Genomic DNA, 14,928 nt, shown 5'->3' on the forward strand with positions numbered 1-14,928 from the left:
AAACCGCGCAGACGTCCGGTGCGCGCCGCGGAGCGGACGTCTTCCGGGCCCGCCAGGACCGACGGGCCGTCGCAAAAGGCAGCCGATATCGTCGATCCGTCACCACAGACGTCCGCCAGCGCCGTTCTGTCGCCTTCCGAGCCGCCTTCGCCCGTTCCTGATGATGTGCCGCTGAACGATACACCGATGGACGCGCTGCGGGTGGATGGTGCGCCGGTGGAGGATGGGCCGCCGATCGATGTGTTGCGGGTCGATGTCGTGCCGGCCGATGCTGCTTCGGGTTGCGAGGTGCAACCGGCCGCAGAGGCGGTCGGCGAGCCTGCTGCCGATCCGGTCCCGTCCGCCGCGCCGCGCTTCCTTGCCGCGCTCTACGAGGCGTTGAACCCCGACATCGCTGTCGCGGTCGCCCGGGGTCATGTCGACGCCGAGGCCCACTGGTGGGATTGCGGCAGCGCCGAGGAGCGTGCCGGACACCGCCCGTCGCTCAACCATCCGCATCATCTTGCCCCCGCCCGCGCCGCCCGGCGTGACCCGGGCGGCGTCCCCGAGGCGGCGATGGACCGGTTCGATCCGGCCGGATACGGATTCCTCAACGCCGATCTGCGTCCGCTGATCAACCAGGACAGCCAGTTCGGCGTGCAGCATTTCCTGCGGGCGGGCATCACCGAGGAGCGTCCGGCGCCGGGCTGGCGGCCCAATGCCGGGCGGGGGGCGTCGGTCGCCGGGCTGCTGTCGCGGCCATGTGGTGTCGATCTGTATGCGCCGTTCGGCTATTTCGGCCCGATCGGGCGCCTCGCACGGCGCCTCGCTTTCGCCCTCGCCGGAAGCGGCCAGCCCTTCACGCTGCATGCCTACGATCAGGGCGGTCCGCATCCGCGCGTGCCGCATGTCGAACGCGGCCGGCCCGGCAGCCATCGGGTCAGCCTGATCCTGTGCGAGCCGATGCTCCTGCAGGCTCTGGTCGACAACTACCCGTTCGACCATTTCGCCGACAGCTATGTCATCGCCCTGTGGCCGGGGGAGTGGCGCCGGATGCTGCGGCAGGTCTCGCCGGTCGAGAGCGCGCTCGACGAGGTCTGGGTCGGCGGCGCGGCCCAGCAGACCGCGCTGTCGGGCCATCTGCGCGCCCCGGTGCATCGGCTGCGGCTGCCGGTCGGTCAGGTCGGCAGCGATGCCGCCCGGCTGGCGGCGCGCGCCGAGCTCGGCCTGCCGCCGCAGGCACGCTGCGTGCTGTTCTCGCTCGATGATCTGGCTCCGCCCTGGTCGGATCGGCCGATGCTCGATGCGGCGCGTGCCCAGCTCGGCCGTGTGATCGAGGCCTTCCGCCACGCCACGGGTCTCGGCGACGCCCTGTTGCTGGTCCAGGCGCCGCGCGAGCCGGTGGCGGCCGAAATCGCCGCGATGCTCGAGGAACTCGACGACGAACGTATCGTGGTGCTGGCAGGGCCGGACATGCTGCAAGCCGATCGCCAGGTCCAGGATGCAGCCGACATCCTGCTATGTGGCGATGGCGGGCTGGCCGCCGAGCTGCGCGCCGGCGCCTTCCTTGCTTCGGCGCGCCCGGTGCTCGCGGCAGCGGGCGCGCTGGCGCTGCCTGGCGTGGTCGATGTCGCCGCCGAAACTCTGCCGTTGACGTTCGGCAGCCCCTGGGCGCGCCGGCTGGACATGCCCGTGTTCGAGCCTGCCGCGCTGTCGGCGGCCCTGGTCGGCGCCATCACCGGCCCGGTTGCGGCGGCCGCGGAAATCGATCCGCTGGCGGAGGAGGCGGACTTCGCCGCCGATCTCGCCGGCCGGATCGCCGCACTCGGTCTCGATACGCCACCGCTGCCCTTCGCCCGGTATCTCGGCGCCGGCAGCGCGCTCGGGCAGGCGCCGATCTTCGAGAAGCTGCGGCCGCGCAGTCGCGACCGCATCGAACGCCTTCGCGAGCGCCCGTTCTTCGACGTGCTGCTCGTCGCCGGCGGCCACGACCTGCCCGTGCGGATCGGGCGCAGCCTGTCCGCCCTCGCCGAGCAGTCCTATCCGCTGCTGCGCATCCATCTCGTCACCGCCACCGATACGATCGATCCGGCGTCGCTGCCGGTCCCGGCCGGGGTGGTGCTGCCACGTGCGGGGCTGGACATCGCGCAGGCGCTGCGGGAGGCCGCCTCGGCCTGCGCGGGCAGCCATGTTGTGGTGCTGGAAGCGGGCGCAGTGCCGAAGCCCTGGGCGCTGACGGAATTTGCCATCGGTGCCGACAGCCACCCTCAGACCACGTTCTATGCCGACAGCGACAGCATCGGCGAAGGGTCTGCCCCGACGCCGCGCTCGCACCGGGCCGGCCAGCCGGTCAGCCTGAACTCGTTGCTCGATCTGGGCCCGATGCTGTGCATGCCGCGCGCCGTGTTCGCCACCCTGCCGGTGCCTTGCGGCGTCGGGCGGGATGCCGTCTTCGCCTTTGCTGCGGCGCTGATGGCGCGCGCCCGGCCGATCGAGGCCCTCGACGAGGTGCTGAGCAGCGTGCCCGACCTCGCGCCCGCCGACCATACGCAGTTGCGCGCCGAGCTGATCGCCGAGCTGGCCAGCGTCGCCGGCGCGCGTCTGCTGACCGACCCGCGCAGCGGTGTCACCCGCCTTGCGCCGCCGGTCGAAAGCCTGCCGCCCGTCACCCTGGTGGTCACGGCCGCCAAGGAGTCCGAACTGCCGGCGGCACTGGCGTTGCTGCGGCGCCTGGCGGACACGGCCTATCCCGATCTGCGCCTGGCGCTGGTTGCCGATCACGCGCTGGAGGGGCGCATCGATGCTGCGGCGGCCGGGCTTGCGTCCCTGTCCGTGTTCTTTGGCGACGGGCGGGGTGGGGCGGTGGCGTTGCGCCAGCGCGGCCTGATCGGTGCGACGACGCCGCTGGTCGGGTTCGTCGATCCGGGTGCGGACGGTGCCGGGCCGGAGGTGGCGGGTCCAGACTGGCTGGCCGAACTGGCCGAGCCCGCCCTGTCGCCCGGTTTCGGGGCCGCGGGCGTCGCGGTCGCCGCCGGCGGTCCGACACCCGCCGGGACCACTGACGTGACCGCCGTCGATGGGGCCTGCCTGCTGGTCGATCGCATCGTCGGCCTCGAGGCCGGGGGGTTCGCGCCCGCCTTCGGCCGCTCGGCCGATGTGGCGCTGTGCCTCGCATTGCGGGCCCAGGACATGCGCGTCGTGGTGGTGCCGGGGGCCGGCACGGTCCGGCCCGCCGGCGACATCGCAGCACTGCTGGTCGAGCTGGAGGCCGAATGGGGGGCGTTGGTGCCCGAGGATTTTGCCCGCAGGCAGCGGCCGCTGCGTCGCCGCGTGCCGGCGCATGCGGGCGGCCACGCATCAGCCGATCCGCGGCCTGCGGCGTCCGCGCCGCCCGAACCCGTCGCATCGGCTGTGCCGCCATCGCCGGCCGAGACTCCGCGTCGTGCCGGTGGCTGGCGTCGGTCGGTCTGACCGCCGGCCCGACGGCCACGGTGAGGCATGATGTCCGTCCCTGCGTCGGCGTGGTCGGCGGCGGCGTCAGCGGCGCGATGCTGGCGCGACATCTGCGCGCCGATCATCCCGGGCTCGACCTGCGCGTGGTGGTGATCGAGCCCCGCGCCATCCTCGGCGCCGGGCTCGCCTACGACACCGACGATCCCGATCACCGGCTCAACATCCCCGCCAGTCGCACCGTCCTGCTCGAGGAGGCGCCCGAGGCTTTCGCTGACTGGCTGCACTCCGACGCCGATGGCGACGACGACCCGGAGGCGGTCGCGGCCGACGGGCAGGTCTTTCCGAGGCGTCGCGTCCTCGCCCGCTACATCGCGCATCTGCTCGACGGGCTGGCGGTCGAGCATGTGCGGGCGCGCGTGCTCGGCTGCGAGGCGGAGGCGTCGGGCTATCGCCTCGTGCTGTCGGATTCGCGCCGGCTCGACGTCGACCATCTGGTGCTGGCCGCCGGCCATCCGCCGCCGGCCGTGCCGGGCGAACTCGCCGCCCTGCCGTCCGCGCTGCGCATCGACGATGCGTCGCGCGGGTGGCCGGCGGTCGCGCCGGCCGGGCTCGATCCCACCGCCCCGATCGCGGTGATCGGCACCGGGCTGACAGCCTGCGACGTGGTGGCCGGGCTGGGGGCGGCCGGGCATCGCGGCCGGATCACCATGATCTCGCGCCACGGGCTGCTGCCGCGCCGCCGCACCGTCTATCCGACCGAGGCCAGCTTCGATTTTCTCGACCCGCCAGAGACCTCGGCGCTGGCGCTGCTGCGTCGGATCCGCGCGGTGCTGCGCCTCCTGGCCGCGACGGGGTGCTCGTGGGAGCTGGCGATCGACTCACTGCGCCGGCAGGGCGGCGGTGTGTGGGCGGCCCTGCCGGAGGCCGAGCAGCGACGCCTGCTGCGTCATCTGCGGGCCTTCTGGGACGCGCACCGGTTCCAGGGCGCGCCGCAGATCGATGCGTGGCTCGACCGCCTGCGCGTGCGCGGCCAGCTCGAGGTCGTGCGGGCCCGGCTGCGCGGTGCCGGGGTGCGGGACGGGCGCGCGGAGCTGGTGGTGTCGACCCGGCAGGGGGAGGTGCGTCTTGCGGCCGGTCTGGTCGTCAACTGCACCGGGGCATCATGGCGCCGGCTGATCGAGACGGATCCGCTGTTGTCGGCGATGGCGGCGGCGGGGCTGCTGCGCGCCGATCCGTGCGGCCTGGGCCTCGCGACCGACAGCGCCGGCCGCGCCCTGGGCGGCGACGGGCGTGCGTCTGCGAGGCTGTGGGTCGCAGGACCCCCCGCGCGCCACGCCTTCGGCGAGCTGATGGGCCTGCCGCAGGTCTCGTCGCAGCCGCGCCTGGTTGCGGCCGGCATTGCCGCCAGCCTCGCCGCGCAATAGAACCAGCGGACGCCAGGATGGGTGGCCGAGTGGTTTAAGGCAGCGGTCTTGAAAACCGCCGTACGTGCAAGCGTACCGTGGGTTCGAATCCCACCCCATCCGCCAGAATGAGAAAAAAAGTCTGCTATCTTAGTAAGTTATCTGGGATCTGTCGATCCGTCCCATCTCCGGTCCCACCTTAGGACTTGCGTTGTCGTGCGTCGTTCTGCGCCGTGAGCCTGTCGCCGGGAAGTTTGTCCTTGCACCCAGCATGCCCCTCTTCTAGAACGGATTAAGAACATCGGTTGTGACCCGATCCTCGATGGTGATCCCGTCGATGCTCTGATGTCACTACCCGTCCGCTCCGGGTTCGCCCTGAGCGGCATCGCCTGGACTACCCTCCCCAACAACCGACTTCCCCGCCGTATCGAGCCTCGGTGCGGTGGATCTGAAGAAGACGGCCGATGATCGGTCGCCGAGTGTGAGGAGCAGGGTGTAGTGAGCGACGAACACGGTTTTTCCGACGAGGGGCGCTTTGTCACGCGCATCGAGGCCGCACGGATCCACCTGCGGTGCGACGTGACGACGATCGATCGCAGGGTGGCCGATGGATCGCTGCGTAAATACAAGTTCGGCAGGCGCACGTTGTTCCGGCTCAGGGATGTCCTGGATCTGGTCGTCGCTGAGCCGGCATTGCCGATTCGGACCGACCGGCACGCCCGCCTGCGCAAAGCGTCGCGCGGCAGCGCCGATGTGCTGACCGGATGGCCGGCCGTGTTCATGCTGGGCATCCCTCTGCTGATGGTAATGGCAGCACTGGCTCTTCAACATCGGTGATCGATATCGCCGCCGATCGAATTTTCCGGCTCGGCGGCGTCGAACTTCCCCGTTCCGTCGCGCAGGGTGTCGCGGTCGACAGCCACTGCGGAGCGCGACGAGGCATCATCCGCCTGGAATTGGGCGCCGCCCGATAATCGAGCCAGACCAGATGGTATGACCGGCATTCCGACGTGCCGATTGTTCCACCCGGCCGCGGCGATGAACCTCGAACGCTAAGTCGCTCGAAGCGCGGCGTTCTGTCGGGCCACCAGCCCCTCCAGGACGGTTGCCACGGTCTTGAGGGAGTCGCCGTCGAGGAGCGTGAGAGCGGCGTCGATCCGGGTGCGTAGCTCCGCCTCGTCTCGCGGGACCGATGCCGACTGCCCCAACACCTCGCCGACGGGCATTTCGAGCACGGCGCAGATGCGGAGCAGGGTCGTCAGGTCCGGCTCGTGCTTGTCGATCACGTAGTTCGCATAACGTGTCTGGACCAGACCGGCGCGACGAGCGACCTCCGAGTCGGACCACCCGAGCTGACGCGCACGCGTGCGCAGACGTTCCCCAAGACCCTTCATGGGAGGGTTCTCGGCTGACCGGACGGATCCGTGCCAACGCTATTGCATGTTAATAACTACCACGTAGTATGGTCACTCCACGTCGTGCCCCTGGAGTGATCCTCATGCGATCCCGGCTGAATTCATGCGTAGAGCCTCCGCCCGGATCGGTTTTCGTGAACTCCAGACCTTGGTTTACCGCAGGTGGAGGCAGCTCGGAGTCGAGGCCTCGGACCCTTTCCGGCTTTCCGCCGAGAGCGGCATGGGCTGCCTTGTGCCTCCTGCTGCTTTGTGGCTGCACGACGATCGGCCCGACGGCTCAGATCCTGCCCGGCCCCGGCAAGACGTTCGAGCAGTTCACCGCCGACCAGACCGCCTGCACCACCTACACTGACGCGCAGATCAAGCCGCTCGCCGACCAGAACTCCCGCCAGCAGCTCGGCGCGCTGGCGCTCGGCACCGTGCTGGGTGCGGGCCTGGGGGCCGGTCTCGGCGGAGCGATCGGTGGCGGCCACGGTGCCGGCATCGGCGCGGCGGCGGGTGCGCTCGGCGGGACCGCGATCGGCGCCGACGCCACGGGATCGAGTGATCCCGTGCAACGCCTGCAGGTCATGTACGATAACGACTACACCGCCTGCATGGTCGCACGCGGCAACCGGCTCCCGGCGCCGGTCGTGCAGCAGACGGTCGTGGTGGCTCCGCCCGCCGTGATGGTGCAGCCGGCACCCTATGTCGTGCAGCCCGCACCCTACGTGGTGCAGCCATCTCCGGTGGTGACCGCGCCATGACCGCCACGATTCACTCCGCACATGAGCCGAGCCGGTGGCAGAAGCTCGTCCCGCCGGGGCTCATTACCGGTATCGCGAGCGCGCTGCTCGCGATACCGGCTGCTCCTGCCCACGCCGACGATACGCCCGGTCTCACCGGGCCGGCGGCGGGTTACGTGCAGCACATGCTGACCGACGGTGAGCTGATCCGCTGCTACGATCGCGCCGGGCACGACATCAACTGCCAGATGAAGCTCCACAGCGTATGGCCGCATCTCTTCTACGGCGATGCGAACGGCCACGGGCCGAACTCGGACGTGCTGGCGATCACCTTCTACAACAACGACCCAACCGGCGACGCCCAGATGCTGTCGGTCGCCTATTTCCGCCGGGATGGGGGTCGCTACCGCTACGTCCGCAGCTTTCCCAAGGTGTTCATGGGTGACATCGCGCCCGGCACCAGCGTGGTGTTTCGCGACGGCCATGTCAGCTTCACCGGCCTGACGTTGCGTCCGCAGGACGACTACCACAATCCCCAGGGCCGCACCCGCTACGTGCTGGACCTGCGATGACCCGGCCGCACCGTCTCTCGCCGTATCCCTGCTCGGACAGGATGTGATCGCATGGACAATCCCGACCTTGACCTGAAGCGTCTGGAAGACCGGCTGCGCGAGTTTCTCGGGCGGCCTGTCGAGCTCGCCGGCGCCGCCGCACTCTGCGCCCTGCTGGCCGGCACCCTGCCGTATGCCCATCGCGATCACACCTTCAACGCTTCGATGTCGCAGTACGGGTTCGACGGCTTCGCCGTGCTCGGCTTCCTGCTGTATGCGACCGTCTTCGCCTACGGCCTGGCTTTCCTCGGCCGGCTTCGGCCGCAGCTCGGACTGCCATGCTTCTGGTGCGACCGGGCGAGTTTCTGGCTCACCCTGTTCGCGCTGGTGCGCACCTATGTGTTCCTCGAGCAGGTCGAGGTCTCGTCGGGCGGGTTCTTCTTCTTCGGCTGGTCGTCCTCGATCTCCTTCTCGCCGGCGATCGGGGTGCTGTTCCTCGCGGTGGCGCCGATCCTGCTGTGGCGGGCGCGGACGGTGGAGAAACGCGCCGCCAGCCCCGAGGCGATCGCCGCACCGGCCGGCGGGGAGATGCCGTGAAGCGACGCCTCGGGTCGGCCTGCTTGGCCGGTGTGCTGGTCGTCCCGCTCACACTGTCCGCCTGCGGCGGGGGATCTGTCGCCGACGGCAGCACCGAGCCGGTGGACCTCGCGCAGTTCAACGAGAGTTCGGACCGCTTCACGGTGCTCAGCACGCTCGGAGAGCCGGCGGGCAGCGTCACCCATGAGCACCGGCGCTGCGACATCTACAAGCTCTACACCTCCGGGCTCGGTGCCGGCGGCAAGGCGGCGGTCAAGGCAGCCGAGGTGCTGACCTCGGTCGCCACGCTGGGTCTCGCGCAGATCATCTGGGCGCCGGTCCGCGCCGGCACCCGGCCCAAGCAGCACACGGTGCTGATGTGCTACGCGGCCGACGAGAAGCTGGTCGAGATCTTCGACAAGAATCCCAATGACGACAGCCCGCCCGAGGTGCGGATCGTCAACCAGGCCCTCTACGCGACACCGGTCGCGATCACCGCCGTCAGGGCCGCCACCGAGGCACAGCAGCCGCCGATCACGCTGTCGCCGGCCTCGGGCCCGGTCACTGGTAGCGCCCCGGCCGACACGCCGGCACCGGTCACGACACCGGCCGCAACGCCGATGGCGGCTCCGGCGGCCGGCACCATCAGCCTCGCCAACGTCTCGCGCGAGGCGATCGACGGGCCGAACCAGGTGCATCCCGGGCAGGTGATCGTGCCCGAGCACGCCTCCGCCGACGATCTCAACACGCTGAGCGCGATGCGCTCGCAGCGCGCCAATGCCGCCGCGACGGCAGCCCAGAAGGACGGCACGTCCCTTCCGCAGGATGCGGCCGTGGCCCCGCCCTGAGACAGGCGGATGTCCGGCGCACCCGCAACCGCAAACCCTGAGGCCGCACATGTTTGCTTTCTTCGGCGCGATGATCGGCATCTTCCTGGTCACCGGCATGGTCGCGGCGATGCGAACCTCGGCCATGGTGCCGCTCTTCTTTCTGATCGCCGGCCTCTGTCTGGGAGGGCGCTGGCGATGAGTGCGGCGGAACATCAGTATCTGGCGGAACGACGTGCGCAGTATGCCCAGCAATTCGGCGGGATCGAAGCCGAGCACCGCAGGAACCTGGCGGCGGCCTATGTCGGCGTCAGCATCGTCGACTTCATCTGCGGCGTGCTGATCCGCCATGGATGGCACCCGATCGTCATGTTCATCCTCGCCATCGGCATGATCGGAACGATCAGGCAGGCCCAGACGGCCTGCGACGCCGACACTGAGCGCCGGATGGCGCTCGGAATCGAATAGGCAGCCACCGCGACGCGCCGCGGGATCGGACCCCGCCGGATCGCTCCGGCGGGGCCTTTCCTCACTCGTAGTCGTGGAAGTCCGCGCCCGGCATCGCCTGCCATTGCGGCATGCGGCCGAACGGCTCGCTCGCGGGCGGCGGTGCGAACTTGGTGCAGCTCAACGCCACGAGCATGTTGAGTCGGCTGATCCGCAGCAGGCCCCGCAGCACCGTCACCGCATCGTTGACCCGGTCGACCACCAGCGGGGCATCCCAACCGATGGGCGGCCGGGGCACGAAGTGTCGCGCCATGCCGGACAGGCTGAAATCCCCGCTCGCCGCGCCCAGGTCGAACAGCTGACCCGTGCGATAGAGACAAAGCCGCCTGGGTTCGAGGTCCCACGGCCCACCCAGCAGGCCGTGAAGGAAGGACATATGATACCCGGCGAGACACAGCGGCGGTGCCGCATCCCCGGGCAGGATCGCCCGGAAGAGCTGGTCGTCCACGCTCAGAGCCGGCTGGCCGTAGTTGTCGGCTGCTTCCTCGAGCCGTCCGATCTGCCAGTTCGGCTCCCGTCGCGGCGGCACCGGCTGGCCTTCGCGCAATTCGATGTCCACCCAGCCCAGCATGACCGGCTGGCCCACCCGCGGCGGCCGGGCCAGCAGCTCGGCCGGGACGATGTCGAAGACGCGGACGATCCCCTCGCGCCATCGCGACAGGACCTTGCCCAGTCCGGCATGCCCGCTCATGAGCACCCTCCTTCCCGCGCGATGGTCCTGACCAGATCGTCGCAGAGCGCCCGCAGCCGGGCGGGCTGGGCGAGCAGGTCGAGGTGCATGAGCACTGGCACGATGCCCTGCGCGGCATAGACCGCGAGGCGGCGGTCCAGACGCGCCAGCCACAGGCGCTCGTCGTCGTTGCGGGTGATTCGGTCCGAGCCGCAGCAGCCCACCACCTCGATGAAGCGCCGGGCCGCACCACAGCGAAGCGTGAAATCGGCGCGATGACGCGCATCGCGTGCCCGGATCGGCTGGTGCAGGTCGAGCGCCATGCGCGGCTTCAGCCGTGGTGCCAGCATCTCGTAGACGATCCGCTCCGGCAGGCTGTCGAGCACGGTGCCGTCGCGGGCCACGGAGCCCGACTTTGGCAGGTCCGGCCAGCGCGCGGCAGCGGTGTCGTGGACGCGTTTCCAGTCGCGCGGACCGGATTCATTGATGAAGACCAGGTGATTCGCGGCCGGCCCGGCGTGGCGGCAGATGTGGGCGTTGGGCGGCGCGCCCAGCTGCCGGGCGAGATCGCGATAGAGCATCAGGTCGGCTTCGGTGGGCAGGACGCAGGCGGGGATGCGCCCGCGCCGCGCGTTGCTGTCGGAATAGGTCGAACGAGACATTTTAGTTCCTGTTATGTTCTTCGATTGAGAGACAGACCTGCACGCCCGGGCCTGGAAGGATGCAGTGGCGATGTGGACGGCGTGGTGACGGTTGCCGGAGCCGGTGGCGATGACGTCCCGCTCAGGCGGGGAGATGGCGGAGGGCGGCTGCGGGGCGCTCAGGCGGCGGGGCGCGGAGATGAGGTCATACGATCGGCGTGGGCGCGCGAGACCGCGCCAGACGACGACTGCCGGATGTCGGTAGGCAGACCGACACCCACGAGCCGAGACCGCCCCCACTCGGAGGACGACCGGACCCGATCCACCCCATTCCCTGGGGTGACAGGCGTTATGACCCGATCATGAAATGCCCGAACCGAAGGGAAGCAAGCACGCATCCGGGCTCCATCGATGGCGCGGTGAGCGCGCCACCGCGTACGCCGTCGCCGACACCCCAGGAAATCGCGCCGTGTGATCGTCAGGAGATAGAGCGCGAGCAATCTGGCCCAGCACGCCTCATCCAGGCACTGCTCGCTGACATCCTGACCACGCTCGCTCAGGAGTTATGACCTTCGGAAAACCACACACGGCGCGGTTCACTGTCCTGCGTCCTGCGGGTTGCGAACGCATGGTTCGGCGCTCCCTGTATAGGTGATCGTCTGCGTCACCCGGGCGCCGGAGGCGGTCAGCTTGTCCCGCCATGCCATCAGTCCCTCGGTGAAGTCGGCTGGCAGCGGCGAGTCACAGGCCTGCGACGAGTAGACGCTGCTGTCGACGTATCTGTCGCCATGGCTGTTCTCGCCACGCTCGAGCTCGACGAACACGATGATGCCGTCGGTTGCCGCAGCGTTCGACCAGAACAGCCATTTGGTCGATTCGACGACGCCGCGAAAAGAGCCGTCCGCCTCGATGCCACCGGCCGGCGTGTTGCGCACCCGATCGCCGCCGTAGCTCAGATAGCCTCCGGTGGCACCACTGTAGATGCCGGCAGCGAGGCTCTTTCCGTCAGATCCGGACATCCAGGGCACCGTCGGAGCGGCGAAGACACGATACACATCGCGCTTGAGCCGTGGATCCTCGTGCAGCACCCAGACCCTCTGACCGACATAGGCCTTCATCCAGGTCAGATCACCGAGATGATGCGGTGCCGCGTGGGCGTTCGCAGTGGCGATCAGTGCGACAAGCGACAAGTGGGCGAGGGCACCCCCGCCGGGCCGTCCGCAGCGCACGAATACCCCTCGACTGGCTACGACCATTGCAGTTCGTCCCCGGCTGTCTTGATAACCATCATAATCGGCTGTCTGGAGACGGTTTTGGCGCGACAGCCCGATGGGGTATGCAGCCAGGGAAAACCGTGATTCGTCGCGTATGCGAAGACCTGACGAGACAGCGATGTGGGCCTCGACCACCCATGCGCAGTATAGCCGTAAGGCTGCGAGCTATGGAAACGACCTGACCGACCCGGAATGGACGATCCTGCGCCCGTGCCCGCGGCTGTCCGGTGTGGGCGCAAAACACGCCAGGCCGATGCCGATGCGCGAGGTCGCGGGCGCCATCTGCTATGTCCCGTGGCGGCATAGCGTGGCGCTGACACCGTCCCGCCTTGGCGGAGGGGGGTATCGCTGCTTCGCCCGTCTGCACGATGACGGCACCCTGGAACTGCCAGTCAGACGAGACCGACGTACAGGGCCGCATCAGCCGGTGTGGCGACGAACTGGTCCGCACCGCGCTTTCGCTTCTGATCCGCAGCACCAGAGGGTCGGCGCTGCGAGCGTGGGCATGAACGGCCAGGCGACCCGGCATGGCGCGGACGCATGTCGCTGTGGCCCGCAATCTGGCGGTGTCCGGCACCGCATCTGGGCTGACGGCAGCGAGTTCCGATGGAGCAAGCCGGCCGCAGCAGTTCGACTCTCAGCGCATGACGAAAAACGTTCGAGTTTTCGCCTGACCAACGAGCCAGTGTCGGGGGCCTTCAGGCGGATGGAGGGCAGGTTCCGGATCGCCCCGTCCCTGGTCGAACGGCGCGCGATGGAGGGTTCGGGTGAGCCGTGTGCCCTGCTTCATGTCATGGAGCATGTATGTCGACTGGCGGTCGGCCGTCGCGCCCTCGCGCTGCTGGCGAGCTCGGGCACGCTCCAGGATGCGGTGAACCGTCGCCTCGTGCTGCCAGGTGGACAGCTCGATCGGGTCGGAGGAACCCGGGTCGGCGACTTTGACCATGAGGGGTCTCCGAGGCCTTGTTCAGCAGCTCTCGTTCGGAATACGAACGAAAATGTTCAACCATCGTTTGCCGGGCTCTCGGATCGGCTGTGAGCTGAGTCAGGGCGTCGGATAAATGACTTGATTTCAGTATGTTATCCAGAGACAGGCGACCGCCAGGGAGCCGCATCGGAACGGCCGACAGCCGTCCTGACACGACCATTTTTCGGTGCTTGCACCAAAAATGCGGTATCGTGCCCTCCCTAGAATCTCCCTCTTTCTCGTCTGTATTCCTGGTCTCTTTCTCCACATAATTCGTTTCGCCTTCACTCGTTTGAGGCGACGTCGGCTGAAATGTGACCCAGGAACGGGTCGTAAAGCCGGGAGATCATGGCGGACCGTGCCCGTGGAGGCTCTAGGAAGCCCGTCCGCTGGGACTCGGCGTCTCGCTGGTCCTGACCAGCGCCTTTTCGGGGCGATGCCCTCCACGGCCTTCTGAGGGGGACTTTTGGGCGGCTGTCGGGAAGAGTGGTTAAATGCGGGATAACCGACAGAGTCAGGGTAGTTTCGGTAGCTGGGAAAGGGGGGGTTGTCGTCCTGTTGGCACGACAGAGTCAGGGTAGTTTCGGTAGCTGGGAAAGGGGGGGTTGTCGTCCTGTTGGCACGACAGAGTCAGGGTAGTTTCGGTAGCTGGGAAAGGGGGGGTTGTCGTCCTGTTGGCACGACAGAGTGTGAGCTGCTGCCGGTTTCGTGGACACGCGGCGTAAGCGCGCGGTGAACCGCGCCGGGTTTGTCGGAGGCCATAGCTCTTGAGAGAGTGTGGTCATGACGAAGACCGCGCGGTTCGCCTGGTTTTGGAGCAACAAGGCGAGCATCCGAGCCAATGGGCGGCGCTCAGTTCGGTGGCGGCCAAGCTCGGCTGCTCGGGCGAGACGTTGCGCAACTGGGTTCGCCAGGCCGAGCGTGACAGCGGAGCGAGGCCAGGCCCGACGACGGCCGAGACGGAGCGGATCAAGGCCCTGGAGCGCGAGGTTCGCGAGTTGCGGCAGGCCAACGAGATCCTACGCAAGGCGTCGGCTTATTTTGCCCAGGCGGAGCTCGACCGCCCACTGAAGCGATGATCGCCTTTATCGAAGAGCATCGTGAGGTCTACGGTGTCGAGCCGATCGCGCGTGTCCTGCCGATCGCCCCGTCGACCTATCACGAGCATGCGCTCCGGGCCCGCGATCCGCAGCGGCGTCCGGCTCGCCAGCGGCGCGACGAGGCTCTGTGCGACCCGATCCGGCGCGTGCATGCGGAGAACGTCTCCGTCTACGGCGTGCGCAAGGTGTGGCGTCAGCTGCGACGCGAGGGTGTCGCGGTGGCCCGCTGCACGGTCGGCCGGCTGATGCGCCAGATGGGCCTGCGAGGCGTGATCCGCGGCAAGGGGGTCCGGATCACGATCCCCGACAGGGCCGTGGTATGCCCGCTCGACCGCGTTCATCGCCAGTTCCGCGCGCCCGCACCGAACCGGTTGTGGCTGAGCGACTTCACCTATGTCTCGACATGGCAGGGGTTCGCCTATGTCGCCTTCGTCATCGACGCCTTTGCTCGACGCATCGTTGGCTGGCGGGTCTCGCGCGACATGAAATCGGACTTCGTCCTCGATGCCCTCGAGCAGGCGCTGCATGAACGAAGGTCGGCGGGCCAGAGCGGGCTGGTGCATCATTCGGACCGAGGATCGCAATATGTCAGCATTCGCTACACCGAGCGCCTCGCCGAGGCCGGCATTGAGCCCTCCGTCGGCAGTGTCGGCGACAGTTACGACAACGCGCTTGCCGAGACGATCAACGGCCTGTTCAAGGCCGAGGTGATCCATCGGCGCAATTCATGGCGCCTTATCGAGGAGTGTACCGCCCGCAGATTGTGAGACACCGATCTGAAGCCTACGCGGCGACGGCCGCGAGTGGAAGCTGCGCGGCGCGGATTGCGGCCGGTGGCCG

At 68.7% G+C, this 14,928-nt stretch carries 15 protein-coding genes, 1 tRNA gene, 2 pseudogenes and 1 other annotated feature; of the genes and pseudogenes, 13 read left to right on the plus strand and 5 right to left on the minus strand.

Annotated features, from left to right (window positions below):
* Positions 1 to 186 precede the first annotated feature (186 nt).
* From FHR90_RS09140 to FHR90_RS09160, 5 genes are all read left to right on the plus strand, one after another.
* Positions 187 to 3,450 (plus strand): hypothetical protein, encoded by a 3,264-nt coding sequence (locus tag FHR90_RS09140; protein ID WP_183275091.1) that lies wholly within the window; start codon positions 187 to 189, stop codon positions 3,448 to 3,450.
* 20 nt (positions 3,451 to 3,470) lie between these two features.
* Positions 3,471 to 4,856, plus strand: a complete 1,386-nt coding sequence (locus FHR90_RS09145; RefSeq protein ID WP_183275092.1) for an FAD/NAD(P)-binding protein — start codon at positions 3,471 to 3,473, stop codon at positions 4,854 to 4,856.
* 15 nt (positions 4,857 to 4,871) lie between these two features.
* Positions 4,872 to 4,961 (plus strand) — tRNA-Ser (locus FHR90_RS09150).
* Positions 4,962 to 5,333: 372 nt separating this feature from the next.
* Complete coding sequence (locus FHR90_RS09155) at positions 5,334 to 5,672, plus strand: MerR family transcriptional regulator (RefSeq protein WP_176626170.1); 339 nt, start codon at positions 5,334 to 5,336, stop codon at positions 5,670 to 5,672.
* On the plus strand, positions 5,669 to 5,809 hold the full coding sequence (locus FHR90_RS09160) for a hypothetical protein (protein WP_176626172.1): 141 nt from the start codon (positions 5,669 to 5,671) through the stop codon (positions 5,807 to 5,809). The genes FHR90_RS09155 and FHR90_RS09160 overlap by 4 nt, the downstream gene beginning before the upstream one ends.
* Positions 5,810 to 5,887: 78 nt before the next feature.
* On the opposite strand, the gene FHR90_RS09165 is transcribed toward FHR90_RS09160, so the two are convergent.
* Positions 5,888 to 6,229: a helix-turn-helix domain-containing protein gene (locus FHR90_RS09165; protein ID WP_246330139.1), complete on the minus strand. Its 342-nt coding sequence runs from the start codon at positions 6,227 to 6,229 to the stop codon at positions 5,888 to 5,890.
* Positions 6,230 to 6,480: 251 nt separating this feature from the next.
* Here FHR90_RS09165 and FHR90_RS09170 point away from each other — a divergent pair, with 251 nt between their 5' ends.
* From FHR90_RS09170 to FHR90_RS09190, 6 genes are read left to right on the plus strand one after another with little or no spacing between them, the layout of a single operon-like run.
* Positions 6,481 to 6,996: a glycine zipper family protein gene (locus FHR90_RS09170; RefSeq protein ID WP_246330140.1), complete on the plus strand. Its 516-nt coding sequence runs from the start codon at positions 6,481 to 6,483 to the stop codon at positions 6,994 to 6,996.
* Positions 6,993 to 7,547, plus strand: coding sequence for a hypothetical protein (locus FHR90_RS09175; RefSeq protein WP_176626775.1), 555 nt, complete (start codon positions 6,993 to 6,995; stop codon positions 7,545 to 7,547). Before FHR90_RS09170 ends, FHR90_RS09175 begins: the two co-directional genes overlap by 4 nt.
* A gap of 51 nt (positions 7,548 to 7,598) precedes the next feature.
* Positions 7,599 to 8,123, plus strand: a complete 525-nt coding sequence (locus FHR90_RS09180; RefSeq protein ID WP_183275093.1) for a hypothetical protein — start codon at positions 7,599 to 7,601, stop codon at positions 8,121 to 8,123.
* On the plus strand, positions 8,120 to 8,950 hold the full coding sequence (locus FHR90_RS09185) for a hypothetical protein (protein WP_183275094.1): 831 nt from the start codon (positions 8,120 to 8,122) through the stop codon (positions 8,948 to 8,950). Before FHR90_RS09180 ends, FHR90_RS09185 begins: the two co-directional genes overlap by 4 nt.
* 49 nt (positions 8,951 to 8,999) lie before the next feature.
* Positions 9,000 to 9,131: a hypothetical protein gene (locus FHR90_RS17645; protein ID WP_266152703.1), complete on the plus strand. Its 132-nt coding sequence runs from the start codon at positions 9,000 to 9,002 to the stop codon at positions 9,129 to 9,131.
* The gene (locus FHR90_RS09190; protein WP_176624023.1) at positions 9,128 to 9,397 is read left to right on the plus strand and encodes a hypothetical protein; all 270 of its coding nucleotides are present in this window, start codon (positions 9,128 to 9,130) and stop codon (positions 9,395 to 9,397) included. The genes FHR90_RS17645 and FHR90_RS09190 overlap by 4 nt, the downstream gene beginning before the upstream one ends.
* Before the next feature lie 61 nt (positions 9,398 to 9,458).
* On the opposite strand, the gene FHR90_RS09195 is transcribed toward FHR90_RS09190, so the two are convergent.
* The 3 genes from FHR90_RS09195 to FHR90_RS09205 all read right to left on the minus strand — a co-directional run bounded on the left by FHR90_RS09195 (position 9,459) and on the right by FHR90_RS09205 (position 11,937).
* Complete coding sequence (locus tag FHR90_RS09195) at positions 9,459 to 10,127, minus strand: hypothetical protein (protein WP_176624025.1); 669 nt, start codon at positions 10,125 to 10,127, stop codon at positions 9,459 to 9,461.
* Positions 10,124 to 10,768, minus strand: coding sequence for a hypothetical protein (locus FHR90_RS09200; RefSeq protein ID WP_246330141.1), 645 nt, complete (start codon positions 10,766 to 10,768; stop codon positions 10,124 to 10,126). Before FHR90_RS09200 ends, FHR90_RS09195 begins: the two co-directional genes overlap by 4 nt.
* Before the next feature lie 575 nt (positions 10,769 to 11,343).
* Positions 11,344 to 11,937, minus strand: coding sequence for a hypothetical protein (locus FHR90_RS09205; protein ID WP_183275095.1), 594 nt, complete (start codon positions 11,935 to 11,937; stop codon positions 11,344 to 11,346).
* A gap of 461 nt (positions 11,938 to 12,398) precedes the next feature.
* Here FHR90_RS09205 and FHR90_RS17460 point away from each other — a divergent pair.
* Positions 12,399 to 12,649, plus strand: a pseudogene (locus FHR90_RS17460) (IS110 family transposase); the annotation flags it as partial.
* 9 nt (positions 12,650 to 12,658) lie between these two features.
* Here the strand turns inward: FHR90_RS17460 and FHR90_RS09210 are convergent.
* Positions 12,659 to 12,967, minus strand: a complete 309-nt coding sequence (locus FHR90_RS09210; protein WP_176624029.1) for a hypothetical protein — start codon at positions 12,965 to 12,967, stop codon at positions 12,659 to 12,661.
* A gap of 788 nt (positions 12,968 to 13,755) precedes the next feature.
* Here FHR90_RS09210 and FHR90_RS09215 point away from each other — a divergent pair.
* Positions 13,756 to 14,831: pseudogene (locus FHR90_RS09215) on the plus strand (IS3 family transposase); the annotation flags it as partial.
* Positions 14,022 to 14,138: a sequence feature (AL1L pseudoknot), on the plus strand. Its footprint overlaps the pseudogene before it by 117 nt.
* Positions 14,832 to 14,928: the final 97 nt, after the last annotated feature.

It is taken from the genome of Endobacter medicaginis (genome assembly GCF_014192375.1).
GTDB classification, from domain to species: Bacteria; Pseudomonadota; Alphaproteobacteria; order Acetobacterales; family Acetobacteraceae; genus Endobacter; species Endobacter medicaginis.

Bases quoted from the DNA above. Each gene is read 5' to 3' on its own strand.
- FHR90_RS09140 (WP_183275091.1), top strand. From the start codon at position 187: ATGGACGCGCTGCGGGTGGATGGTGCGCCGGTGGAGGATGGGCCGCCG.
- FHR90_RS09165 (WP_246330139.1), bottom strand. From the start codon at position 6,229: ATGAAGGGTCTTGGGGAACGTCTGCGCACGCGTGCGCGTCAGCTCGGG.
- FHR90_RS09175 (WP_176626775.1), top strand. From the start codon at position 6,993: ATGACCGCCACGATTCACTCCGCACATGAGCCGAGCCGGTGGCAGAAG.
- FHR90_RS09180 (WP_183275093.1), top strand. From the start codon at position 7,599: ATGGACAATCCCGACCTTGACCTGAAGCGTCTGGAAGACCGGCTGCGC.
- FHR90_RS17645 (WP_266152703.1), top strand. From the start codon at position 9,000: ATGTTTGCTTTCTTCGGCGCGATGATCGGCATCTTCCTGGTCACCGGC.
- FHR90_RS09190 (WP_176624023.1), top strand. From the start codon at position 9,128: ATGAGTGCGGCGGAACATCAGTATCTGGCGGAACGACGTGCGCAGTAT.
- FHR90_RS09195 (WP_176624025.1), bottom strand. From the start codon at position 10,127: ATGAGCGGGCATGCCGGACTGGGCAAGGTCCTGTCGCGATGGCGCGAG.
- FHR90_RS09200 (WP_246330141.1), bottom strand. From the start codon at position 10,768: ATGTCTCGTTCGACCTATTCCGACAGCAACGCGCGGCGCGGGCGCATC.
- FHR90_RS09210 (WP_176624029.1), bottom strand. From the start codon at position 12,967: ATGGTCAAAGTCGCCGACCCGGGTTCCTCCGACCCGATCGAGCTGTCC.